The following is a 22,537-nucleotide window of genomic DNA, read 5'->3' as shown; positions in this document are numbered from 1 at the left end:
ACTATGGGCGGGTCGAAGAATAGCCAAGGCGCTATGACGTGTCTACCGCCCTTGCTGCGACGCAGCATTCTGCCATGAACCCAAAGGTGACTGATCATCAACGTTGTAACAAGTCTTGAATTAATTAACTCAAAAATTAATATCAAGCGGCTGCTCTCGTAATTAGCGATGCCAGCCGCATGCCACCATCAGCCGTCCGGAAGACCGCAAAGCCACGTGCCGAACGCCGAGGTCCGGGCCGCCCGACGGCCGGGAATCCCGGCCAGCGCGACCAGTTGCTCGACGCCGCCACCGAGCTGTTCGCACGCCACGGCGTCGCCGGCACGCCGATCCGCGCGATTGCCGAGCATGCGGGCGTGACACCCGCGCTGGTGCACTACTACTTCCGCGACCGCGACCAGCTGCTCGATGCCATCGTCGAGGAACGCCTGCAGCAACTCGTCGACGCGATCTTTGCGCCCGCGGCGGCCGCCGAAGACCCGGTGGCCATGCTGGTGGGCATTGCCGGCCGGATGATTCGCGTGGCCGCCGCCACGCCATGGTTTCCCGGGCTATGGATTCATGAAGTGGCCGGCGCCGACGGCCTGCTGCGCGAGCGCGTGCTGAACCGCTTCGCGCTGCAGCGCGCAGGCGCATTGAGCGCGCCGCTGGCCGCGGCGATCGCCGGTGGCAAGCTCAATCCCGGCCTGGAGCCGGCACTTGTGATGCCGTCGCTGATCGGACTGACGCTGCTGCCGCTGGCAACCTCGCATATCTGGCAGCGGCTGCCGGGCGCGGAGCATGTCGATACCGAGACGCTGGTCCGCCATGTCAGCACGCTGCTGACCCAAGGCCTCGCCCCCACTGCCAAGGCGCCGTCCGACGGCGCCAACGACTGACCGCACCCACGCCATGCCCCGAGCTGCCATGCAAGCCTCCTCCCCGACCGCCAGCCACGCCACCACACGTCGAACCTCGCGCACGCTGGCCCTGCTGCTACCGCTCGCGATCACGGCATGCAGCCAGGACAAGTCCGCCACGTGGCAGGGTTATGTCGAAGGCGAATTCGTCAGCGTCGCGTCGCCGTTCGCGGGTCGGCTGGACAGCCTTGCGGTCAAGCGCGGCCAGCAGGTGGACAAGGGCACGGCGCTGTTCGTGCTGGAATCCGACGATGAACGCGCCGCACGCCAGCAGGCAGCCGAGCAGGTGCGCGCCGCCGAGGCGCAACTGGCTGACCTGAAGACCGGCAAGCGCCCGGTCGAGGTCGAGGTCAGCCGCGCCCAGCTCGCGCAGGCGCAGGCCACGGCGCAGCGCAGCGCCGCGCAGTTCAGGCGCGACCAGCGGCAGTACGACATCGGCGGCATCTCGCAAGCGCAGCTGGAAGAATCACGCGCCACCGCGGCCAGCGACGCCGCGCGCGTGCGCGAACTGCAGCGCGATATCGACGTCGCGCGCCTGCCGGGCCGCGACGCCCAGCAAGCCGCACAGGCCGCGCAGGTCGAAGCCGCGCGCGCGGCGCTGGCCCAGGCGGAATGGAAACTCTCGCGCAAGGCGGTATCGGCCACGCAGGCCGGGCTGGTCTATGACACGCCCTATCGCCTTGGCGAATGGATCCCCGCGGGCAGCCCCGTCGTGCGCATGCTGCCGCCGGGCAACGTCAAGGTGCGCTTCTACGTGCCGGAGACCGTGGTCGGGGCGCTGCGCAACGGCCAGTCGGTGCAGGTGCATTGCGATGGCTGCCCGGCCCCGGTGGCCGCCACCATCAGCTACGTCTCGAACGAAGCCGAGTACACCCCGCCGGTGATCTACAGCAACGAGACGCGCCGCAAGCTCGTGTTCCTGATCGAAGCGCGCCCCACCGAGGCTGACGCGCCTAAGCTGCGGCCCGGCCAGCCCGTGGAGGTACACCAGCCATGAGCAGCACGCCTGGCGCAAACGGCACCCATCACACGAATGACGCGAATGGCGCGAATGGTGCAAACGGCGGCCTGGCCATCGACGTGCGCGGCCTCAACAAGCACTACGGCGACAAGCATGTCGTCAACGATCTCACCATGCAGGTCGCGCGCGGCGAGATCTTCGGCTTCCTGGGCCCGAACGGCAGTGGCAAGACCACGTCGATCCGCATGATGTGCGGGCTGCTCACGCCCGACTCGGGACAAGGCACCTGCCTCGGCTTCGACATCCTGCGCGAGACCGACGAGATCAAGCGCCGCGTCGGCTACATGACGCAGAAATTTTCCTACTGGGACGACCTGTCGATCCGCGAGAACCTGGACTTCGTCGCGCGCGTCTATGGCATGGCCAACCGGCGCGAGGCCGTTGACCACGCCCTGGAAGGCCTGGGGCTGGCCACGCGCTCCGCGCAGCTCGCCGGCTCGCTCTCGGGCGGCTGGAAGCAACGGCTTGCGCTCGCGGCCTGCCTGCTGCATGAGCCGGAGCTGCTGCTGCTCGACGAACCGACGGCCGGCGTAGACCCGAAGGCCCGCCGCGATTTCTGGGAGCAGCTTCACCTGCTGGCCGCGCGCGGCATCTCGGTGCTGGTCAGCACGCACTACATGGATGAGGCCGAGCGCTGCCACAAGCTCGCCTACATCGCCTACGGCAGGCTGCTTGCGCAAGGCACCGCCGAAGAAGTCGTCGCCAGCCAGAAGCTCGCCACCTGGAGCGTCGAGGGCGCCGACCTGGCCCAGCTCTCCGAGCAGCTGCACGGCGCGCCGGGCGTGGAACAGACCGTCGTCTTCGGCACCGCGCTGCACGTGACCGGCCGCGACGGAGCACTGCTCGGCGAGACCCTGCGGCGCATGGCGGGCCCGGGCCGGCGCGTCGAGGAAACCCAGACCAGCCTCGAAGATGTCTTCATCCACATGATGAGCCGCGCCGAAGACAACATGGGCGCGAACGCCGAGGCGGGCCGCAAGGCGCGCAAGGACCAGCCATGACACGCAACGGTCGATTCGCCTTCTCGTTCGAGCGCTGGTGGAGCATCGTGCTCAAGGAGTTCCTGCAGCTGCGGCGCGACCGCGTCACGTTCGGCATGATCGTGGGGCTGCCGATCATGCAGCTGCTGCTGTTCGGCTTTGCCATCAACACCGACCCGCGTCACCTGCCGACCGCCGTGATTTCCGCCGACCAGAGCGAATTCACGCGATCGTTCATCGCCGGCATGGCGAACTCCACCTACTTCAAGATGGTGGGCACGCTGCCCGATGAGAACGCCGGGCGCGAGGCGCTGATGAAAGGCAGCGTGCAGTTCGTGGTCAGCATCCCGCCCGATTTCACGCGCAAGCTGCTGCGCGGCGAACGGCCCGCGCTGCTGGTCGAAGCCGATGCCACCGATCCGTCCGCAACCGGCGCCGCAATAGCCGCGCTGGCGCAGTTGCCCTTCAGCGTGGCGCGCACCGACCTGAAAGGATCGCTCGCGCCGCTGGCCGGCGGCAAGGCGCCCTTCGACGTGCAGGTGCAGCGGCTCTACAACCCGGAAGGCATCACGCAGTACAACATCATCCCCGGGCTGATGGGCGTGATCCTGACCATGACCATGGTGATGATGACGGGCCTGGCCATGACGCGCGAACGCGAGCGCGGCACCATGGAGAACCTGCTGGCCACGCCCGTAAAGCCGATCGAGGTGATGACCGGCAAGATCGTGCCGTACATCTTCATCGGCCTGATCCAGTCCACCATCGTGCTGATCGCCGCGCGCTGGGTGTTCCAGGTGCCATTCATCGGCTCCGTGCTGGTGTTGTACATGGCGGCGCTGCTGTTCATCGCGGCCAACCTGACCGTGGGCATTACGCTGTCGTCGCTGGCGCAGAACCAGTTGCAGGCGATGCAGCTCACCTTCTTCTACTTCCTGCCAAATATCCTGCTGTCCGGCTTCATGTTCCCGTTCGCGGGCATGCCGGGCTGGGCGCAGGCGATCGGCAACATCCTGCCGATGACGTACTTCCATCGCATCATCCGCGGCATCCTGCTCAAGGGCAACGGCTGGACCGAGCTATGGCCCAATATCTGGCCGATGGCGCTGTTCATCGTGGTGGTGATGACGATCGCGGTGCGCTTCTACCGCCGCACGCTGGACTGACGGAGCCAACGCCATGCGTCCACCTGTTCCGCTTCTTGCCTGCCTGCTGCTCGCGGCGTGCGCGGTTGGCCCCGATTTCCGCACGCCGGCGCCGCCCGCCGACACCGGCTACGTAGCCGGGCCGCAGCCGCAGGCCACGGTTGCCGCCGACATGCCCGGCAATCTGCTACATGGCCAGCCGCAGGCGTTCGCGGCCGGCACCGATGTGCCCGCGCAATGGTGGACACTGTTCCGCAGCCCGGCGCTCGATGCCACCATCCGCGCCGCGCTCGATGACAGCCCCACGCTGGCGCAGGCGCAGGCAAAGCTGCGCGAGGCACAGGAGAACCTGGCCGCACGCACCGGCGCCACGCGCTGGCCGACGGTGGACGCGAACCTCAATACCACGCGCCAGCAGGTCAATTTCCAGTCGCTCGGCATCACGGCAATCCCGAGTCCCGGGCCGTTCACGCTATATGGCGCGACGGTGCAGGTTTCGTACATGCTGGACCTGTTCGGCGGTCAGCGGCGCGAGCTGGAAGGCCTGCAGGCCGCCGTGGATTACCAGCGCTACGAGTTCGAGGCCGCGCGCCTGGCGCTCGCCGCCAACGTCGCCACCGCCGCGATTCGCGAAGCGGGCCTGCGCGCGCAGCTGGCCGAGACCGTGGCGATTGCCGAGGCGCAGCAGCGCGAGGTAGCGATTGCCGAGGACCGGCTGCGCACCGGCGGCATCGCGCGCGTCGACGTGCAGCGCCAGCGCGCGGAATACGCGCAGACACTGGCACTGATCCCGGGGCTCGCGCAGCAGATCGAAGCCACGCGCCACCAGCTTGCGGTCTACACGGGCCAGACGCCCGCCGCGGCGCAGTTGCCCGAGTTCAGGCTGGAGGACCTGCAGCTGCCGGTTACGCTGCCGGTCAGCCTGCCCTCCACGCTTGCGCGCCGCCGCCCGGATATCCGCGCGGCCGAGGCGCTGCTGCACCAGGCCTCGGCCAATATCGGCGTGGCCACGGCCAATCTCTATCCGCAGATCACGCTCAGTGCCAGCGGCGGCTGGCAGTCCACCACGGCGCGCAACGTGTTCGACAGTTTCAATGTCTGGAGCCTGGCGGCCGGACTGGTGCAGCCCGTGTTCCACGGTGGCGAACTGCTGGCGCGCAAGCGCGCCTCCGAAGCCGCCTACGAACAGTCATTGGCGGCCTATCGCCAGGCCGTGCTGCAGGGCCTGCAGAACGTGGCTGACTCACTGCGCGCGCTGGAAGCCGACGCCGCCACGCTGCGCGCGCGCGCCGACAATGCGCGCGAGGCGCGCGCCACGCTGGCCATCGTCTCGGAGCAATACCGGCTGGGCGGTGTCAGCCAGCTCGCGCTGCTAGATGCGGAGCGCCAGTCGCGGCAGGCCTCGCTGGACCTGGCGCAGGCGACTGCAAGCCGGCTCGCGGATTCCGCCGCGTTGCTGCAGGCGCTGGGGGGCGGCTGGTGGGAGGAAGAAGCACAGGCCAGCGCCGCCGCAGCGGCGGCGCCGGCCATGCAATAAGGGCTTGGCTCGCTCAGCGCCCGAGGAACCCGCGCAGGCGCCGCACGCCCTCGTCGAGCCTGGCCGGATCACAGGCATAGCACCAGCGCACGAAGCCCTCGCCTTCGTCGCCAAACGCACTGCCCGGTGCCAGGCCCAGTCCTGCCTCGCGCACGAGCTGCTTGCACAGGGCCAGGCTGTCGGAGGCGCCTGCCAGGCGGAAGAACACATACATCGCGCCATCGGGCGCATGCGCATCCACGCCCGGCAACGCGGACAGTGCGTCCACCAGATGGTCGCGCGCGGTGCGCAGCCGCTGCACCAGGTCGCGCGTGAAGGGCTCGCCGTCGCGCACCGCCGCCACGCCGGCCTCCTGCACGAACGACGGCGCGCACGAGGTGTTGTACTCGATCAGCTTGCCGAGATCGTCGATCATCGATGACGGCAGCACCATCCAGCCAAGCCGCCAGCCGGTCATGAGCCAGGCCTTGGAGAATGAATTGACGCAGATGACGCGCTCCTCGCGCGAGGCGATATCCAGGAACGACGGCGCGGTGCGGCTGGCGCCGCCGCCAGGCTCGTCGCCGTAGTACAGGCGCTCGTAGACCTCGTCGGCGATAATCCAGATGCCATGCCGGCGGCAGTGGTCCAGCACGGTACGCTGTGCCGCGCGCGACATCACCCAGCCGGTCGGGTTGTTGGGCGAGTTGACCATCAGCGCGCGCGTGCCGGGCGTCAGCGCGGCCAGCAGCTTGCCGACGTCGAGCGTCCAGCCGTGCGCGCCATAGTCGAGCGAGACGGTCTCGACCGAGGCGCCGAGGATCTTGGGAATCTCCACCAGGTTCGGCCACAGCGGCGTCACCGCCACGACGCGGTCACCGGGGCCGGCGACCAGTTGCGCGGCCAGCATCAGGCCATTGACGCCCGCACTTGTCACGGCCACGTTGTCGATGCCCGTCGCGCCATGCAGCGCGCCGACATAGTCGGCCAGCGCACTGCGCAGCGGCGCGATGCCGAGATTGTGGGTATAGAACGTGGCGCCACCACCCAGTGCGCGCGCCGCGGCATCGCGCACGAAGTGCGGCGTGGCCTGGTCCGATTCGCCGAACCAGAACGGCAGCACGTCAGGCAGGCCGATGCCGGCATTGGCAACTTCGCGGATGCGTGAGGCGCGCAGGTCGCGGACAGTGGAGCGGGCGACGGGGGAATCGGACGGATCGGACGGGTGGCGGCTTGGGCTGGCGGGCATGGGCATTCCTGCGGTGGGCACAAGATGCCAAGCGTAGCGCAAAGCCGCCAGCGATGCCGGGTATGAAGGCGGCGGCGTTGCGGGCGTTACCTTGAGGGACTGTAAAGGCCCGGCCCGCGCCCGTTGTCTTCCGGGGCCGCTCCGGATGGCCTCAGCTTCAGGCCGAATCCGCTTTGCGCCCGGTCGTCACGGCTGGGACGCAGGGAATACTGGTCGGAACGGGACGGACGCGGCGCCTGAACGGCAGAGGCTGCCGCAGGCGCGCTCGCGCCCCCTCCTCCGGCCGAACGGGCAGGAGACGCCACAACCAGCAACGCCAGGACCGAAATCAGGGATCTGTGGAACACGAGAAACGCCAATGCCTTGCAGCGACGACGAAGCCCATATTGTGACAGGGGCCTGAAGACGTCGCCAGCGACGCCTTCGGGCCGCGACGTTATTGGTCGATCTGCGAATACCAGTAGAGCCGCTTGCGCTTGCCCACACCCGTGGGCACGACCTTCTGTCCGCCCAGCGGCGACGTATTGTTACCACCGCCAGGTCCCGTCTGGTTACCACCACCGATCAGGACGCCGACATTGCTCGTGACACCGGAGCCATCCGTGACCGAGACAATGCCGAACACCGGAGAGGGCGGCAGCCCGCCGCCGTCGAAAGTGACGTAGCGGTTGGCGTTCTGGCCTAGCCCGGTCAGGAACGACACGGAATATCCGCGGGCAATGCCAAGGTCCGGATAGCACGCGCCCGGCGTGGGCACCGACGGCGTATTGGTACCGAAGTACGTATAGCCCGACACCGTCAGCGGTGCGTTGACGATCTTCTCGCCCCGGCCCAGGGTAATGTAGAAGCCCTTGCCACTGGTCGTGTCCACATACTGCGTGGCGGTCGCATTGAACAGGCTCGCTTCCGTCAACGGTGTCCATGTCGCCGGCAAGCCACCCGTGACAACCGTGTCCTTGATTACATAGAACCGGTTGACCACGTTGTAGGCCGTGCCCGGTGTCGTCGACGCGGAATAGAGCGGATGCTCGCGGTCGCCAGTGCCCATCGTGATGGCGTCGTAGGTTCCGGTAGACACCACGTCAGGGGCGTAAAGGAACTTGCGCGCATCATTGGTATTGGTTGCGCCGCCCAGCGCCGCCAGCATGCCCATGGTCCAGTTGGACGGGGCCGAACCCTTGCTGGTCTCGAAATCTATACGCCAGACATTGCCGCCGACGTCGCCGACATAGGCTTTGTCGACATAACCATCGCCATTGCGATCGACTGCGGCCACATCGGAGGGAATCGCACGGCTCAGGCCTGAGGGGCTTGAGCAAACGCTGCTGCCCAGACCACCGCAATTCGCCAGCCATGCCTGCACGACCGTGCCCTTGATGGCATCCAGCACCACCACACCGCGTCCGACCGTGTTCGACCCCGACGACGGGTCGCTGTCTTCGGCGGTGTCGTAGCCCGCGCCCATGACCAGCACCGGATTCGTGCTCCCTTTCACCAGCACCACGCGCGGCTGCGACCAGGTCTGGCCCAGTTCCGGAATCTGTGCATTCGTCACGGACCAGAGGTACTTCGGGTTGACCGGGTCGGTCACATCCATTGCGTACAGCAACGAGCCACCGCGCCGCGCCGTGATGTACAGGATCACGCGCGGACTCTTCGGATCGCGCATGTCCTGGTAGAGCGTCGTGGTGCCGTCAAAGAAATAGTCGCGCGGCGTGCCGTAGGTGGATCCGGGAAGCTTGATGGCGGGGAAATTGGTATAGATCCGGCCGAGCTTGCCATAGAACTCGGGGGGCACGAATCCCCACAGCTCGCCACCGGGCCGCACGCCGTTGATGCCGCTCGACTGGTTGCCGTTGATGGCGCGGAATACACCATCGTTGGCGCCGTAGAACACCACGATACCGGTCGGGCTGCCGTAGTTGACCACCACCGGGCGCGAATGCAACACATCGCCGTGGATCGACGGACGGACCGTAACCAGGCCGCCAGGACCGGCTTCGGCCTCCGACCCTGCCACGATGGTCGTGCTCGAGCCGCTCGAACCCTTGCCATTGCCTGATGAACCGGATGCCGCCGAGAGGGCCGCATAAACGTCCGTTCCGCGCACCCAGTTGATCATGTTGTTGACGTCCGCGGCGGTGGACTTGAGTGCCGTCTGGCCATTGGTGCCGGTCAGCCAGCTGTTGCTGGTGTCGAACGATGCCAGCGCCGTGCCGGCGGCGCATGCCCCGCTGGCGCAGGTCAGAAGACGGCGGCCGCTCTGGTCGGTCAGGTACTGTGCGCGCTGCATTTCGCCGGCGCCACCCTTTTCGACGACTTCGCCGTCCGCCAGGTCCAGCGCTTGCGAGTTGCCGGACGGGCTGTTGACCCAGAAGCCTGTCGATGGCCAGCTTGTGACCCCGGTCTTGCCATAGCCGGCAGTGCTGAACGTAAGTGGCGGCTCGGCACTCCAGTAGCTCTTGGCGTTCGGCGAAATGAAGCCGGTGCCGGCGTTACTGATGGCGCTCTGCTGGTTCGGGCCCGCGGGGCTCGAATCCAGCATCACGAGCTGGTTGTTCGCGTCATAGCCGAGCTTGTACTGCTTCAGGTTGCCGATCCAGCGCGGTGCCGCCGTGGCATCCGGGCGGAACATGCCGATATAGACCTGGTTCAGGTAGGTGCCCTGGCTGTTCACGCTGACTGGCAGGCTGACCGAGGCGAACACATTGTTGACCGCCTGCATTTCGCTGAAGATCTCCAGCAACGCGTTGGTCATGGCATCGATGTCGCCCATCTTGACAACATAGGACTTCCCCCCGCCGTTGCTGGCCATGCTCTTGGTAAAGTCAACATAGTCGGGGTTATTGCCATCAGTCACGGCAATCGTGTACGTGATGACATTCTGGTTGTTCGCCAGGCTCCCGTTCACGTCGGTCTGGTACATGAACCGCGCCCACTCGTCGCCCCAGTTGCTCTGGTATTTGGTGTTGGTTCCAGGAATGGTGATCTGCTGCTGTTGCGCAGCGGTAGCCCCGGCTGCAGCCAGTGTCGCGGCAGACAGCTGGCCGCCGTCCTGTGGCTTGCCATTGTTCATTGCGTTCGCAATGTAGATGACAAAATTACGCTGACATGGATCGGTGATAGGCGACCGGCCCGCGTAATTCGTGCCCGATATGCCCGTCTTTCCAGCAAAGAAGGCCCACGCCTCCTGCATGCCGCCACCCACCTGAGAGCCATTTCCCTTGTCGCCATTGCGGTCAATGGTCTTGAGATAGTTCATGAAGTTGGCGGTGCCGGTTGCGTCCATCAACGGCAGGGCGGGCGCAGGCGGCGGATTGGGCGGGGTCGCCGCCTGGAATTTGAATTGCCCGCCGTAGTTGCTGCCGGTGCCGAACATCATGAGGCCCATGTTCATGTTTCCGGCCATCGCTGGATTCTGCGATAGCGTCGCCACTGCCGCATACAACGCGCACTGCTCCGCGCCGACGTTGCTGGTGTTGTTGGCGGATGCGACATAGCCGGGCGACTTGCAGTTGACGGCAACGTTTGCGTCCCAGGCCGCGGCATTGTCCAGGATGAGCAGGACATTGGGCTTGCCAGTCGTACTGGTCTGCAAGCCGGTGAACAGGTCGATATCTTCGGCCAGTGCGCTGCGGACGCTGGCAAAGCCCAGCAAGGTGAGCGCGCAGACCGCATAGCGGCGGAAACGACGAGCCTGGTTTGACATGCTGGATCCTGGAGCTTGGATGGTGGTACCGGCGACTGCGTCAACGCAGCGCCATGAGGGCAATCGGTGCGTTCCGTTCGTCAAGGGCATACCGCGGGCGCGGGCACGCGTACGCCAATGCCTTGATGAACCGTCACGGCCGCATTGGTCACGCCGGCATCGTTCACCGTGGACGCGACATCCCATTGCGTCGATTCACACAGGGAACTCCCCGCAGTGCTGGTAGAACCGGTGAGGATGCCGGTGTTCTGGCTGCCCGAACCGACGAAGCAGGAAACGTCGTTGGGGTCGTTCAGGTTCAGTTGCGTATTCTTGATCGGCAAGGCCGAGATACATGCCGGCGCGGCGACCTGGGCGGTGTAGTCCGCCTTGCCGTCGGCGTTCACATCGACGGGCACCGCAGCGGCGGCCGATGCCGGGGCGGCCGTAAAGTCCTGGCTGATGACCTGCTCGACGGCTTGCTGCGCGGCATTGCGCGCCTCCACCGTGTGCTGCTGGTTGGCGGCCACCTTGACATTGGTCAGGCCAGAATTGACGACGGCCAGCGTGATCAGCATGAACATCGCCAGGAAAATCAGCGTGACGATCAGCGTCACTCCGGACTGGCTGCGGCGAAAGAATTTCACTTATTGCTCCCGTGCGCCGGCCACATTGACCACCCGCGCAACCGCCGAGTACACGTGGCGCTTGTAGCGGTCATTGAAAGGCCCGCTTGCCGCCGCGCGGCCCAGGTCGTATGTGCGGTTGTCCACCTGACCGTTCGACGCCTGGATATTGCGCGCCAGCACGCTGGTCCGCAGCGTGGTGACATTGGACCAGTTGGTCAGGGCAACACTCCAGTCATAGCCAGGCACACTCGGGCAGGCCGCGGCATTGTTCACCCCCGGATCGTCGACGTAGCAATCCGCGGAGCCGTTGTTGTCGAGGTCCACGCCGTACTGCACGTGCATGTCCTGGATGCCCTGCGCGAGCGACTGGGTCTGGAAGGCGCCGTTGACCAGTTCGGCCATCTTCAGCGTGGGGATACCGTCGCCGCCATTGGCGCACAGGTCGCACGCCGAAAGGTAGAAGATGCGCACCATGGCCTGGCGCAACGGCGCACGCACGGTCGGATCGCAGGTCTTGGTGCGCATGGTGAAGGCCGCGGCACTGGCATCGAACACAAAGGGCGCGCCATCGTCAGGGCAGGAAGACACCTGCATGTACGGCACCCCGACGGCCGCCGCGGCAGCCACCGACGTCGAAACACGGCGCATCACCACAATCTCGGAGGTCGGCGCGAGGTCCGCAATGCAGGGCAAGGCGGTTCCGGGCGCGTACCCCATCACGGGCAGAGGAAACGTGACGGAAGGCGACGTGGAGAAGCCCAGCGCGGCGACAGAGGTTTCGCACGGTGCCGGTTGCGGTTGCGCCGGCGTGGCGCCCTTGGTAATGCCGCCCGTGCCGAAAAAGCCCGCGAGCTCGGCGTCACGACGGATCAGGTCCAGGGCATAGCGCCCGTTCTCGATCTGCTCGCTCGACTTGACCAGTTCGGACCGGTTGACGCTGTTGGCGTAGTAAAGGCCGGCCAGCGCGGTCAGCAGCAGCAGGCCCAGCGTAATGCCGATCATCAACTCGACCAGCGATACGCCTCGCTGGCGCAGCAAGAGACTGCGGCGCACCCCGGTCATGACAACACTCCGATCCTGACTTGCGTGCTGACCGCGCGGCGATTCGCGTCATTGCCATATTGTCCCTGTCCGCAAGGCAAGGACGGCGCAACCGTCTGCGTGAAGCCTTGCCACGCGACCGTGATGCGATAGATCTGGTTGGCCACATCCACGTTCTCGATGCAGCCGCGCGCGCCGATCATGGCGCCGACGGCCTGCGCGCCACTTGCGCCGACCCGCGCTTCGGCGCTGCCAAGCAATGCCGCATTCCAGGCCGCAAGGTCGCCGGTGGCCATGGCCTGTTGCGCCGCCGTGCCCTGCGTGCAAGCCGCGGGGGCGGCAGCGCCAGTGCCCAGGCTCATGCCGGTGGCGCCATTCGAATAGCAGGTGGCGATTTGCCGGTTGGCATTGATCCGCGTGGCCATATCCTGCAGCAGGGCAAGAGCCTGGACGCGCTGGTAGGACTCCATCTCGGACTTGCTGGAGCGCGCGACCAGCCCCGCCGTTCCCATCAGGGCGACGAGCAGGATGACGAGCGCAACCAGGACTTCGATCAGCAGGAAGCCCCGCTGCCGGGCCTTGCGCGCCCTCGATGCCCGCGTGGGGAAACGCCTCATGAACAAGCTCCTGCGGACGATGCGACCCGGCCGGTCTGGCTGATCTGGACGCATACAGTTGAGGCGCTGGTGGCCCCGCTCGAGGGCGCTACCTGGAAGGTCTGCGTGCCGCCGCCCGTTAGGCGGCCATCGTTGCCCACGCTCAGCGTGTTGCCCGCGCTGGCGGCAATGGTGAGCCCGTTGTACGGGCCGAAACTGCGCACGGTCTCGGCGCCGACCGCGACAATCCAGCCGCCGGTCCATGCGGCGCCGGTCGCCGCCATGCTGACGGTGGCGTTGCGCTTGACGGCCTCGCTACGCGCCAGCACCAGCGCAGACGACACATCAAGCGCCGCGCCGCGGACCCGCTGCATCGCGATCATCGACTGAAACGAAGGCGCCGCCATGAACGCGACGATGCCCAGCACGGTGACGACGGCGATCAGCTCGACGAGCGTGAAGCCGCCACGCGCCCGGCGCTGGCGAGCCGCGCGGGAAATGAACGGATTGCACGAAGTGCGCGGCGCCACAGGCGAGACTCCGGCGGACATGGTCACTTCCAGCAGGTGGTGCCACTGCCCGAGGCTGACTTGACGCCGGCATTGGTCAGCGTCAGCGTGCCGCAGGCCGTGTCAGCGCTCAACTGGGCGCCCTGAGGCGCCGCGTCGATGCGGTAACCAGGAGGGGGACCCGCGACGGGGGTGATCGTCACGGTGTACTTGGAAGCGACTTCGGGCGGCAGCGTGGTGTACCCGAGCGTAGTCATGTCAGGCGCATAGGCGCGGTTGTCCAGCAGGAACCGCTCCTGTGCGCCGGAAATTTCGAGCATCAGCGCTGCCGCTGCAGCCCGGTTCGAGCGCACGACGTACTGCGTGTAGGAAGGAATTGCGATCGACGCCAGGATCCCGATGATCGCCACCGTGATCATCAGCTCGATCAGCGTAAACCCGCGTGTCGGCCTGGCGCGGCGCGCGCGCGCGCGCCGGCATGGCATGCCGCCAGCCCCAGACCTGCTTACCCCAATGACCCGAAACGACAGCCCGAAACGCTTGACCCTGCTGTCGTGTCGCACTGCCGGGCTTCTATGTCCCATGCCGCGCTCCGATGCATATTATGTGCTGGATGACCTATTTCCAGCGCTATGGCGCGAAGTGTAAGCCACGCTTTTACACGGGTCAAAGAAATTACTATATCGGGACCGCGGCGTTGCAGCGACAAGACAGAATGCGCAGGCAACCACAACCCCACGATCGACTGGGGTTATGCCGGCAAGACAGCCGCGACCGCGCCGGTAAAGCGTTCGACGATATTGTCGATCTCCTTCGCGGTGCAGATGAATGGCGGTGCGAACAGTACGTGGTCGCCGTGCACGCCGTCGACGGTGCCGCCCATCGGATAGACCAGCAAGCCGTTCCTGACCGCCGCGGCCTTCAGCTTCGCGTGGGTCTTGAGCTGGGGGTCGAGCGTCGCCTTGCTGTCGCGATCGGCGACGAATTCCACACCGACGAACAGGCCGCGCCCGCGGATGTCGCCCACGCGCGGGTGGTTGCCGAACGCCTCGCGCAGGCGCGCGCGCAGCTGCTCGCCGCGCTCGCGCACATTGGCCAGCAGCTTGTCTTCGGCAATGGTGCGCTGGACGGCCAGCGCGGCGGCGCAGGCCGTGGCATGGCCGATATAGGTGTGCCCGTGCTGGAAGAAGCCGCTGCCGGCGACGATGGTGTCGTAGATGCGGCGCGTGGAGATCATCGCGCCGATCGGCTGGTAGCCGCCGCCGAGGCCCTTGGCAATGGTGACGATATCAGGCACCACGCCGTCCTCTTCGCAGGCGTAGAGATAGCCGGTGCGGCCCATGCCCGACATGACCTCGTCCAGGATCAGCAGCACGCCGTACTTGTCGCACACGGCCCGGATGCGCTTCAGGTAGTCCGCCACCGGCGGCACGGCGCCGGCCGTGGCGCCGACCACGGTCTCCGCGACAAAGGCCGCCACGTTCTCGGGCCCGAGCTCCAGGAGCTTGGCTTCTAGTTCGTCGGCCAGCCGTTGCGCGTACTGGACATCGGTCTCGCCGGCCGCCTGGTCGCGATAGGCGTAGCAGGGCGACACATGATGGGCCGGCACCAGCAGCGGCAGGAACGGCTCGCGACGCCAGGCGTTGCCGCCAATGGCCAGCGCGCCGAGCGTGTTGCCGTGGTAGCTCTGGCGCCGCGCAATGAAATGGCGGCGGCTGCCCTGCCCCAGCTCGACAAAGTACTGCCGGGCGAGCTTGAGCGCGGCCTCGACCGCCTCGGAACCGCCCGAGACGAAGTAGACATGATCGAGGTCGCCGGGCGCGGCCTCCGCCAGCGTCTGCGCCAGCGTCTCGGACACCTCGGTGGTGAAGAACGAGGTGTGGGCGTAGGCAATGGTGTCGAGCTGAGACTTGATTGCCGCGATCACGCGCGGATGGCCATGGCCGAGCGACGACACCGCCGCGCCGCCCGACGCGTCGAGGTAGCGCCGGCCTTCGCTGTCAACCAGCTCGATGCCGTGGCCGGCGACCGCGACCGGCAGGGCCTGGCGGGGATTGCGATGAAAGACGTGGGTCATGGCGATCGTTCCTGCAAAAGAGGAATAGGGCAACGGGGATCGGGCAGTGCGCCACCGACTTACAGCTTCCGGACCGGATGGTCGATATACAGCCAGCGGCAACGCAGTGCTCCGAAGTATAAGGAGAAGGCTGCGCGAATTGCAACATATGTTGCATAAATATCGAAATAGAAATCGAATGGATCACGGCGCCGGGACGCCCGTTGCCGCCCAATGCGCAGGCCGCATCACACATCCGGGGGATGCCTTGTCGCGCCCGGCTGTGCAACAATCGTTACAACCTCGATCCGGAGCTTCAATGTCGTCCACCAGCATCACCCCGCCAGAAGACCTGGGCGCCCTGGAAGCCCGGCTGCGGGCGAGTTATCCGACGCTGAGCGTGCAGTTCCAGAGTGGCGCGCGCTACCTGCTGGACCATCCCCAGGATGTGCCGGTGCTGTCGATGCGCAAGATCGCCGTCAGCGCGGGGGTCCAGCCGGCCACGCTGGTGCGGCTGTCGCAGCATCTGGGCTTCGAAGGCTGGCAGGGCCTGCGCGAACTGTTTGTCGACGCCCTGCGCGGCGGCGCGCAGCCCTACGCGCGCCGGGCACGCCAGGTGGTGAAGGACGGCGGCACCAGCCGCATGCTCGGCGAGATGCTCGAAGCCCAGCACAACAACCTCGACCAGATCGGCGCCGGCAACGAGAATGCCCTGCAGACCGCCGCGGAACTGCTGTCGGCCGCGGCCTGCGTGCATGTGGCCGGATTCCGGTCATGCTTCCCGATCGCGTACACCTTCCACTACGTCTACCGGCTGTTCCGCAGCACCGTGCAACTGGTGCGCGGCGATGCGGGCAGCCTGGAGATGGAGCTGCGCGCCTTCGGCCCGCGCGATGCCGTGCTGGTGGTCAGCTTTGCGCCGTATTCGCAGGAGATCATCCGCGTGGCCAGCGCGGCGCGCGAGGCCGGCTGCAAGGTCGTGGCCCTGACCGACAGCTCGGTCGCCCCGATTGCGCTGGCCGCCGATTGCACACTGCTGTTCTCGGTGGAAAGCCCGTCGTTCTTCCCTTCGATCACGGCCGGCATCGCCACGGTCGAAGCGCTGGTCGAGCAACTCCTCGCACGTAAAGGCAAGGGCGCCATCCGTGCGCTGGAACAGGCAGAAGGCGAACTGCACCGCGCCGGCGCCTACGTGCCGGCTGACCGCGGCTGACCACGGGCTACTCGAACGCGTGGTCGTTCGGGTTCGCGTAGGCCTTCTTCACCGGCTCGCTCATCGGGAACTCGAAGTTGATGTTCTTGGGCGGCACGGGCTTGAGGAACCACTTGTCGTAGAGGGTATTGATCTCGCCGCTCTTCATCAGGCCGGTCAGTACGCCGTCGACCAGCTGCTTGAAGCCGGGATCGTCCTTGCGCATCATGAAACCGTAGGCTTCGAACGATTGCGGCGTACCGACCACCACCCAGTCGCCCGGATTCGTCGCGAGCGTGCGGGCGCCGGACAGCAGCACGTCGTCCATCATGAACGCGGCCACCCGTCCCGACTGCAGGATCAGGAACGATTCGCCATAGTCCTTGGCGCTCTGGATCGTGATATTGGCGTGCTTCTCGTCGTTCAGCTTACGCAGGATGCGCTCGGAAGTCGTCCCCGCATTGGTGACCACCGCCTTGCCGGACAGGTCGGAGAAGTCATGCACCGGGCTGCCCTTCTTCACCAGCAGCCGCGTGCCGGCCACGAAGAACGTAGTCGAGAACGCCACCTGCTCCTGCCGCGACTTCAGGTTGGTGGTCACGCCGCACTCCAGGTCCACCGTGCCGTTCTGCACGAGCGAGATGCGGTTCTGCGACGTGACCGGCACCATGCGGACTTGCAGGTTGGCCACGCCGGTCTGCTTCTTCACCTCGTTCACCACGCGGTCGCAGAGATCCTGAGAAAAGCCGATCACCTTCTGGTTGCTGTCGTAGTACGAGAATGGGATCGACGACGTGCGATGGCCGATCGAGATGGTGCCGGACGCCTTGACCTTGCTTAGCGTGGGGCTGCCGGCTACGTCCACGGCCTGCGCGGCGCCGGCGACCAGGGTGCCGGCCATGGCCAGGCTCAGGCAGGCGAGTTTCATGGGGTACATGGTGGCTCCTTTGAAAGGCGATGTTCGGGGCGCCGTCGAGGTGATGGGATGCTAGGCGTTTAGCAACGTATGTTCCATCATGGATTACCATGAAACGCTTGTTCTATTCGACGGGTTTCCCTCCTTCGTCTTTCAGTCAGGGCCAGCCCTCAATCCGTGCACTTGGTCCGATAGGCCTCCTGCAGTTCCTTCTTGGGTCGTTCCCGTTCCAGTTCGGGCACTACCCTGCCCTGGGCGGTTTCAATGGACTGGCCGCCGACCTGGTACTCGCGTTTGGGCGCCCCGGCGATTTGCGCCGCCAGTTCGCGGCATTCGGCGGCGAGCGATTCGCTGCGGGATCCGGGCCGGTACGGCGACGTGCCTTCCTGTACCGCATTCCCGATCGCCTCGGCGGCGGCGTCCTTGCCGTCCTGGCGCTGGGCGTGGGCGCTGCACACGGTGCCCAGCGCCAGGATTGCGGCAAGGCGGAACATCGCTTTGAATCGACTCTGCATGACAGGCTCTCCTTTGTTATGCGTGGCTCGCGGCAGGTAGTATCGCCCAGCCCGGGACGCTATTGCTCCGAACCCGAACGCCTTTCCGCGTGTACCTTTTCATCGAACTGCCAGTCGCGCCGCATCATCACGTAGGTGAATGATGTCGACCAGCCGATCAGGATCAGGCCGACCAGCGGTTCGATACTGGCGATCAGCCGGCTCGCGCCGACCGGGTAGATATCGCCGAGGCTCTGCGTGGTGTAGGTCTCCAGGGCGAAGTAGACATAGATCACCGGCGTGATCTCGCGGCTGCCGGTCAGGCCGCCCAGGCCAAGACCGTGGTCGCATAACCAGAACCCCAGCGCAAAGACCATCGCCTCCAGGCAGTGGACCACGATGATGCCCATGATGAGCACGCCGATATTGACGCGCCCGCTCCAGCGACTGGGGTGCAGCGCCGAGAACAGCCGCAGCGCTTCATAGTGGATGGCCACCACCGTCACGGTCAGGATGGCGGCACACAGCAAGGCCAGGGAGTAGTGCTCGGCGGAGGATTCCATGCGCGATCGGGACGGTCGGGACGATGCCAGCCAGTGCTGGTACCTCGAACATAACACCGGAATGCCTGCCCCGGCACCTTCGCAACAGGATCCCGGGCGCCGCCATCGCGCATCGACTATGCTGGATTTCCCAACCTCATGAACGGGAGGGAACGTGCGCAAGACTCTTTCTGTCCTCGCGGCAATCCTGCTGGCCGGCGCCAGCACCGTTGCCCTGGCCCATAACTGTCCCAACGAGATGAAGGCGATCGACGCCAAGCTCTCGACCAAGCCGGCGCTGTCGCCGGAAGACGCCGCACGCGTGCAGAAGCTGCGCGCCGAGGGCGAGGCCTACCACAAGGCCGGCCAGCATGATGACGCGATGAAGTCGCTGCTCGAGGCGAAGAAGATCCTCGGCATCTGACGCTGCCCGTACCACAAGGAAACGCCGCCCGCGCAGGTCAGCCCGCGCGGGCGGCTTCTTTGTTGCGGGAGGATGAAGCAGACGCGATCCGCGTCAGGTTCCGGCACCCACCTGCTGGATCACGCCATTGGGCGCCACCAGGTAATAGTTCGCACCGACGCCAACCCAGTGCGTGCCCTTGCGCGGCGCCGGCAGGCTGTATTGCTTCCAGTCATCGATCACATACTGACGGTCGCGGAACTCGGTGGGCAGGCGATCGCCCTTCTTCCATTCCTGGACTTGCATATAGGGCGACGTGGCAGCGGCAGAGGCCGGCGCAGCGGGCTCGGCCATCTTCGACTTGCCCTTGTGTTGGGCAAAGCTGGCGGAAGCCGTCAGGACGCCAGCGATCAGCAACAGCGCGGGCAGCGCTCTTTTTATCTTCATGGTGATCTCCTTGCGTACGGAAAACCGAACTGCCGGTGCACCCGGACAGCCACTACCAGCTTAGTCACAAATCGGCGCATACGCTTTCAGCACGTGTCGAAGTGCCTCGCTGGACACCGGTCACGCGGGCCCCCGGCGAGGGGCCGAACCGCACTCAGTTGCCGGCAGCGGCCGAGAGCCAGCCCTCTTCCGTGCTCGCGGCCGTTACCTGCCTGGCGATCGAACCGGCCAATCGCGTGGCGTCGGCGTAGATGCTGTCGCGCTTTGCTTCGGACACGCCGTGCACACCCGTGCCGGCCGCCGCGGCCGTGGCAATGTGGCCAGCCGCCGCCCCGACGCCGCCGGTTTCTGCAACGCCGGGCATATGGCCGCTGTCGGCGGTCGCGACGAAGCTTTGCAGCGGCACCGGCGCACCGTTGGCGGGCTTGTACGAGATCCGCACGGCGACACCGACTTCGCTCTTGCCGGCGCCCAGGCCGATCAGCAGGCGACGGCGGCTGGAGCCTTCATCGATCTTGCTGAAATCGCCGTCGACGATCAGTGCGCTGGCATTGGCGGGGGCCGGGCCATCGGCACGCACGGCATGCAGTCCCTGGGACTGCAACTGGCGCACGATTTCGTCCGCCACGTGTTCGCTGGCTTCCGCGGCCGTGCCGGACTGCGTGCTGGCGGACCCGCCGCCGTTCATCGTCTTCAGCTTCTGCACGAAACCACGGTCCAGCTTCACCTGCCCCGCCTCGGCCTTGAACGCCCGCACATAGATGACGTCCGCATGCACCGGCTGCATCGGGCCGGTTTGCTGGATGCCGGTCACGCCGGCGCTGGCGCAACCAGCGGCAAGCATCGCGCCTGCAGCAACGGCGGCAACGGCCAGGCGCCTGGTGTTCAGGGCGAGGGCTTGGAAGGGGGTATGCATATCAGGTCCTTGATCGGGGGGCGGATGCCATTCAGTGGTCGGGAACGTTGTCGCCGCGAGGTGTTGCGGTGCGTCGCGTCTCGGTAACCAGAGTATGGAAATTCCCCCCGCAAAGCGCCATGCGGCAATTATTTCGCGCGATGTCACGGCGTGGCGCCATGACGTGCTCCGATGCGCTAAACGCCTGGCGTGTGCAACGGCAGCGTCACCACGGCCTCCAGGCCGCCGCCATCGCGCGCGCGGAACTGCAGCGAGCCGCCGTGCAGGCGCGCAATGCGATCGACGATCGCCAGGCCAAGGCCGGTGCCGCCCGAGAGGCTGCGCGCATTGGCGCCGCGGCTGAACGGCGCCTTGAGCTGCTCCAGCTCCGCCGCCGTGATGCCGGTGCCGCGATCGCACACGGCAATGCCGGCGTGTTCGCCGTCGCGCCACGTGCGCACGCCGAGGCCGGTCTTGCCGTAGACGACCGCGTTCTGCATCAGGTTCATCAGCAGGCGCAACAGGCTGACGGGCCGGTACGGAACTGGCGGCAGATCGCCGAGCGAGAGCTCGAACGCATGGCCGAGCCCGGCGAAGTCCGACGCGAGCTGGCCGACCAGCGCATTGAGGTCCCCGGGCTGCGGCAGCTCTTTCTCGCCGCTGCCCGCATAGTCCATGAACTGCTGCAGGATGGTCTCGATGTGATCGAGATAGCCTTCGGCCGATCCCACGAAGTCCTCACCGGCGCCACGCGGGATCGACATGGCCATCGCCAGGCGCAGCTTGGTCAGCGGCGTGCGGATATCGTGCGAGACCCCGGCGAGCATCAGCGCGCGCGTCTGCTCGGCCTGCTGCAGCGCCTGCGTCATCTGGTTGAAGGCGCTGCTGACCTGGGCGATCTCCGTGGGCCCGTCCGTCGGCAGCGGCGGCGGCGATTCCCCCGCGCAGATGTGGCGCGCGGCCTGCGCCAGGTCCCGCAGCGGACGGTTCAGGTGAAGCTGGATCAGGTAGCCGGTCAGGGCGGCCAGCAAGGCCAGCGCGGTGGACAACACCAGCGCCGTGGCGATGCCGCCCGCGCGCGCATCCTCGGTCATCGGCATGGCGACCCAGCGCGGCAGGTCGGCCACATGCAGCCGGATCCATAGCCGCTCGTCATCGCCGGTCTGCCATCGCACCGGCATGTCGGGCGGCAGGTGGCGCTGCAGGGCCGCCAGGAACACGTCGCGCTGGTAAGTGCGGAACAGCAGCAGCACGTTCGGGTCCGCCCGCGGCGGAGCCTGTTCGGGGTCCTGCAATTGCGCGCCGAGCCGCTGCGCCACCGCACCGCCCGTGCCTGCCGGCATGGCGCCGAGCACGCCGTCGAGCATCTTCACGTAGTCGGAAAAAATAATGGCCGCGCGCTCGATGCGGGGCCGCTGCACGAAATGCAGCAGCACGCTCAGCGAACAGGCCTGCGTGATCGCCACCAGCACGACCAGCAGCGCGATATTGCGCGCCAGCAACGAGCGCGGCACCCCGATGCGCATCACGGCTCGACGCCGGCCACCAGCATGTAGCCGACGCCCCACACGGTCTTGATGAAGCGCGGCTTGGACGGATCGTCCTCGACGATCTGGCGCAGCCGCAGGATCTGCACGTCGATGCTGCGATCGAGCGCATCGTGATCGCGTCCGCGCGCGCGCGCGAGCAGGTTGTCGCGGCTCACGGCGCGGTTGGGTGAAGAGCCCAGCGCGTGCAGCAACAGCATCTGCGCGGAATGCACCTCCACCGGCTCGCCGCGCCGCATCAGCGTCTGCTTGCCGACATCGAAGCTGAAATCGCCGAAGCGCAGGGTCTGAGAGGTCACGGTGGGATCGCCGGCGGCCATCTTCTGGCGCCGCAGCAGCGCGCGCACGCGCGCCACCAGTTCATCGGGCACGAAGGGCTTGGCAAGGTAATCGTCGGCGCCGGTTTCCAGGCCCGCCACGCGGTCCATCGGATCGCCCTTGGCGGTCAGCATCAGGATCGGCAGCGTCTGCCCTTCGGCGCGCAGGCGGCGGCAGATGGCGAGGCCGTCTTCGGGCTCCATCATCAGGTCCAGCACGAGCAGGTCATAGGGCTCGCGATGCAGGTGGCGGTCGAGCTGCTTGCCGTCGGCGACCGCGCGCACGCGGAATCCGTGCCCGGTCAGGAAGCGTTGCAGCATATTGCGCAGCTCGGCTTCGTCGTCGAGCACGATAATCCTGTTCACCTGCTCCATGGCGGGTTCTCCGGCCTAGGCATCGCCCCACGGCGTCCTGGAGAAACAATACACAAGACGGGCACTGCCATCATCGTTCT

General features: G+C 66.5%; 22 protein-coding genes. 7 read left to right on the top strand and 15 right to left on the bottom strand.

Annotated features, from left to right (window positions below):
- Positions 1-179: 179 nt before the first annotated feature.
- Genes ACIGJC_RS02180 through ACIGJC_RS02160 form a run of 5 tightly spaced genes read left to right on the top strand, consistent with a single transcriptional unit; the run spans position 180 to position 5,582 of the window.
- Positions 180-878, top strand: a complete 699-nt coding sequence (locus ACIGJC_RS02180; protein ID WP_483710395.1) for a TetR/AcrR family transcriptional regulator — start codon at positions 180-182, stop codon at positions 876-878.
- Positions 879-906: 28 nt separating this feature from the next.
- Positions 907-1,896 (top strand): HlyD family secretion protein, encoded by a 990-nt coding sequence (locus tag ACIGJC_RS02175; protein ID WP_483710394.1) that lies wholly within the window; start codon positions 907-909, stop codon positions 1,894-1,896.
- On the top strand, positions 1,893-2,921 hold the full coding sequence (locus tag ACIGJC_RS02170; RefSeq protein WP_483710393.1) for an ABC transporter ATP-binding protein: 1,029 nt from the start codon (positions 1,893-1,895) through the stop codon (positions 2,919-2,921). The genes ACIGJC_RS02175 and ACIGJC_RS02170 overlap by 4 nt, the downstream gene beginning before the upstream one ends.
- Positions 2,918-4,066: an ABC transporter permease gene (locus ACIGJC_RS02165; RefSeq protein ID WP_483710392.1), complete on the top strand. Its 1,149-nt coding sequence runs from the start codon at positions 2,918-2,920 to the stop codon at positions 4,064-4,066. The genes ACIGJC_RS02170 and ACIGJC_RS02165 overlap by 4 nt, the downstream gene beginning before the upstream one ends.
- Positions 4,067-4,079: 13 nt before the next feature.
- Complete coding sequence (locus ACIGJC_RS02160) at positions 4,080-5,582, top strand: efflux transporter outer membrane subunit (RefSeq protein ID WP_483710391.1); 1,503 nt, start codon at positions 4,080-4,082, stop codon at positions 5,580-5,582.
- Positions 5,583-5,595: 13 nt separating this feature from the next.
- On the opposite strand, the gene ACIGJC_RS02155 is transcribed toward ACIGJC_RS02160, so the two are convergent.
- The 8 genes from ACIGJC_RS02155 to ACIGJC_RS02120 form a co-directional block, all read right to left on the bottom strand.
- Positions 5,596-6,810 (bottom strand): pyridoxal phosphate-dependent aminotransferase, encoded by a 1,215-nt coding sequence (locus tag ACIGJC_RS02155; RefSeq protein ID WP_483710390.1) that lies wholly within the window; start codon positions 6,808-6,810, stop codon positions 5,596-5,598.
- A 436-nt stretch (positions 6,811-7,246) separates the two neighbouring features.
- Positions 7,247-10,519 carry a pilus assembly protein gene (locus ACIGJC_RS02150; protein WP_483710389.1) on the bottom strand — a complete coding sequence of 1,091 codons (3,273 nt, stop codon included), beginning with the start codon at positions 10,517-10,519 and terminating at the stop codon, positions 7,247-7,249.
- A gap of 80 nt (positions 10,520-10,599) precedes the next feature.
- Positions 10,600-11,145, bottom strand: a complete 546-nt coding sequence (locus tag ACIGJC_RS02145) for a pilus assembly PilX N-terminal domain-containing protein (protein WP_483710388.1) — start codon at positions 11,143-11,145, stop codon at positions 10,600-10,602.
- Positions 11,146-12,189: a PilW family protein gene (locus ACIGJC_RS02140; protein ID WP_483710387.1), complete on the bottom strand. Its 1,044-nt coding sequence runs from the start codon at positions 12,187-12,189 to the stop codon at positions 11,146-11,148.
- Positions 12,186-12,785: a type IV pilus modification protein PilV gene (gene pilV / locus ACIGJC_RS02135; protein WP_483710386.1), complete on the bottom strand. Its 600-nt coding sequence runs from the start codon at positions 12,783-12,785 to the stop codon at positions 12,186-12,188. Before pilV ends, ACIGJC_RS02140 begins: the two co-directional genes overlap by 4 nt.
- On the bottom strand, positions 12,782-13,315 hold the full coding sequence (locus ACIGJC_RS02130) for a GspH/FimT family pseudopilin (protein WP_483710385.1): 534 nt from the start codon (positions 13,313-13,315) through the stop codon (positions 12,782-12,784). The genes pilV and ACIGJC_RS02130 overlap by 4 nt, the downstream gene beginning before the upstream one ends.
- A 2-nt stretch (positions 13,316-13,317) precedes the next feature.
- Complete coding sequence (locus ACIGJC_RS02125; protein ID WP_483710384.1) at positions 13,318-13,758, bottom strand: type IV pilin protein; 441 nt, start codon at positions 13,756-13,758, stop codon at positions 13,318-13,320.
- A 266-nt stretch (positions 13,759-14,024) separates the two neighbouring features.
- Entirely contained in the window at positions 14,025-15,350 is a 1,326-nt protein-coding gene (locus ACIGJC_RS02120) for an aspartate aminotransferase family protein (protein ID WP_483710383.1), read from the bottom strand.
- A 298-nt stretch (positions 15,351-15,648) separates the two neighbouring features.
- Between ACIGJC_RS02120 and ACIGJC_RS02115 the strand changes: the two genes are divergently transcribed.
- A complete protein-coding gene (locus tag ACIGJC_RS02115) occupies positions 15,649-16,542 on the top strand; it encodes a MurR/RpiR family transcriptional regulator (RefSeq protein WP_483710382.1) in 894 nt (297 codons plus the stop codon).
- Positions 16,543-16,549: 7 nt separating this feature from the next.
- Here the strand turns inward: ACIGJC_RS02115 and ACIGJC_RS02110 are convergent, their stop codons facing one another.
- From ACIGJC_RS02110 to ACIGJC_RS02100, 3 genes are all read right to left on the bottom strand, one after another.
- A complete protein-coding gene (locus ACIGJC_RS02110; RefSeq protein WP_483710381.1) occupies positions 16,550-17,458 on the bottom strand; it encodes a glutamate/aspartate ABC transporter substrate-binding protein in 909 nt (302 codons plus the stop codon).
- A gap of 149 nt (positions 17,459-17,607) precedes the next feature.
- Positions 17,608-17,952 (bottom strand): hypothetical protein, encoded by a 345-nt coding sequence (locus tag ACIGJC_RS02105; protein ID WP_483710380.1) that lies wholly within the window; start codon positions 17,950-17,952, stop codon positions 17,608-17,610.
- 59 nt (positions 17,953-18,011) lie between these two features.
- Positions 18,012-18,494, bottom strand: coding sequence for an ion channel (locus tag ACIGJC_RS02100; RefSeq protein ID WP_483710379.1), 483 nt, complete (start codon positions 18,492-18,494; stop codon positions 18,012-18,014).
- Between the two features lie 154 nt (positions 18,495-18,648).
- On the opposite strand from ACIGJC_RS02100, the gene ACIGJC_RS02095 reads away from it, so the two are divergent.
- Positions 18,649-18,897, top strand: coding sequence for a hypothetical protein (locus ACIGJC_RS02095; protein WP_483710378.1), 249 nt, complete (start codon positions 18,649-18,651; stop codon positions 18,895-18,897).
- 93 nt (positions 18,898-18,990) lie between these two features.
- Here the strand turns inward: ACIGJC_RS02095 and ACIGJC_RS02090 are convergent, their stop codons facing one another.
- From ACIGJC_RS02090 to ACIGJC_RS02075, 4 genes are all read right to left on the bottom strand, one after another.
- Entirely contained in the window at positions 18,991-19,323 is a 333-nt protein-coding gene (locus ACIGJC_RS02090; protein WP_483710377.1) for an RcnB family protein, read from the bottom strand.
- Positions 19,324-19,477: 154 nt separating this feature from the next.
- Positions 19,478-20,239 (bottom strand): DUF4410 domain-containing protein, encoded by a 762-nt coding sequence (locus ACIGJC_RS02085; protein ID WP_483710376.1) that lies wholly within the window; start codon positions 20,237-20,239, stop codon positions 19,478-19,480.
- A 176-nt stretch (positions 20,240-20,415) separates the two neighbouring features.
- Complete coding sequence (locus ACIGJC_RS02080; RefSeq protein ID WP_483711449.1) at positions 20,416-21,744, bottom strand: ATP-binding protein; 1,329 nt, start codon at positions 21,742-21,744, stop codon at positions 20,416-20,418.
- The gene (locus ACIGJC_RS02075; protein ID WP_483710375.1) at positions 21,744-22,457 is read right to left on the bottom strand and encodes a response regulator; all 714 of its coding nucleotides are present in this window, start codon (positions 22,455-22,457) and stop codon (positions 21,744-21,746) included. Before ACIGJC_RS02075 ends, ACIGJC_RS02080 begins: the two co-directional genes overlap by 1 nt.
- Between the last annotated feature and the right edge of the window lie 80 nt (positions 22,458-22,537).

The sequence above is a fragment of the Cupriavidus sp. C3SS-1 genome, from assembly GCF_057073755.1.
Note: the sequence above shows the minus strand (reverse complement) of the source record. Positions and strands in the feature narration are given on the sequence as shown.

Coding starts and splice junctions, on each gene's coding strand:
- ACIGJC_RS02090 (WP_483710377.1), bottom strand. CDS start 19,323: ATGAAGATAAAAAGAGCGCTGCCCGCGCTGTTGCTGATCGCTGGCGTC.
- ACIGJC_RS02165 (WP_483710392.1), top strand. CDS start 2,918: ATGACACGCAACGGTCGATTCGCCTTCTCGTTCGAGCGCTGGTGGAGC.
- pilV (WP_483710386.1), bottom strand. CDS start 12,785: ATGAGGCGTTTCCCCACGCGGGCATCGAGGGCGCGCAAGGCCCGGCAG.
- ACIGJC_RS02100 (WP_483710379.1), bottom strand. CDS start 18,494: ATGGAATCCTCCGCCGAGCACTACTCCCTGGCCTTGCTGTGTGCCGCC.
- ACIGJC_RS02155 (WP_483710390.1), bottom strand. CDS start 6,810: ATGCCCGCCAGCCCAAGCCGCCACCCGTCCGATCCGTCCGATTCCCCC.
- ACIGJC_RS02170 (WP_483710393.1), top strand. CDS start 1,893: ATGAGCAGCACGCCTGGCGCAAACGGCACCCATCACACGAATGACGCG.
- ACIGJC_RS02180 (WP_483710395.1), top strand. CDS start 180: ATGCCACCATCAGCCGTCCGGAAGACCGCAAAGCCACGTGCCGAACGC.
- ACIGJC_RS02080 (WP_483711449.1), bottom strand. CDS start 21,744: ATGCGCATCGGGGTGCCGCGCTCGTTGCTGGCGCGCAATATCGCGCTG.
- ACIGJC_RS02110 (WP_483710381.1), bottom strand. CDS start 17,458: ATGTACCCCATGAAACTCGCCTGCCTGAGCCTGGCCATGGCCGGCACC.
- ACIGJC_RS02075 (WP_483710375.1), bottom strand. CDS start 22,457: ATGGAGCAGGTGAACAGGATTATCGTGCTCGACGACGAAGCCGAGCTG.
- ACIGJC_RS02150 (WP_483710389.1), bottom strand. CDS start 10,519: ATGTCAAACCAGGCTCGTCGTTTCCGCCGCTATGCGGTCTGCGCGCTC.
- ACIGJC_RS02120 (WP_483710383.1), bottom strand. CDS start 15,350: ATGACCCACGTCTTTCATCGCAATCCCCGCCAGGCCCTGCCGGTCGCG.
- ACIGJC_RS02115 (WP_483710382.1), top strand. CDS start 15,649: ATGTCGTCCACCAGCATCACCCCGCCAGAAGACCTGGGCGCCCTGGAA.
- ACIGJC_RS02130 (WP_483710385.1), bottom strand. CDS start 13,315: ATGTCCGCCGGAGTCTCGCCTGTGGCGCCGCGCACTTCGTGCAATCCG.
- ACIGJC_RS02140 (WP_483710387.1), bottom strand. CDS start 12,189: ATGACCGGGGTGCGCCGCAGTCTCTTGCTGCGCCAGCGAGGCGTATCG.
- ACIGJC_RS02085 (WP_483710376.1), bottom strand. CDS start 20,239: ATGCATACCCCCTTCCAAGCCCTCGCCCTGAACACCAGGCGCCTGGCC.
- ACIGJC_RS02125 (WP_483710384.1), bottom strand. CDS start 13,758: ATGCCATGCCGGCGCGCGCGCGCGCGCCGCGCCAGGCCGACACGCGGG.
- ACIGJC_RS02105 (WP_483710380.1), bottom strand. CDS start 17,952: ATGCAGAGTCGATTCAAAGCGATGTTCCGCCTTGCCGCAATCCTGGCG.
- ACIGJC_RS02160 (WP_483710391.1), top strand. CDS start 4,080: ATGCGTCCACCTGTTCCGCTTCTTGCCTGCCTGCTGCTCGCGGCGTGC.
- ACIGJC_RS02175 (WP_483710394.1), top strand. CDS start 907: ATGCAAGCCTCCTCCCCGACCGCCAGCCACGCCACCACACGTCGAACC.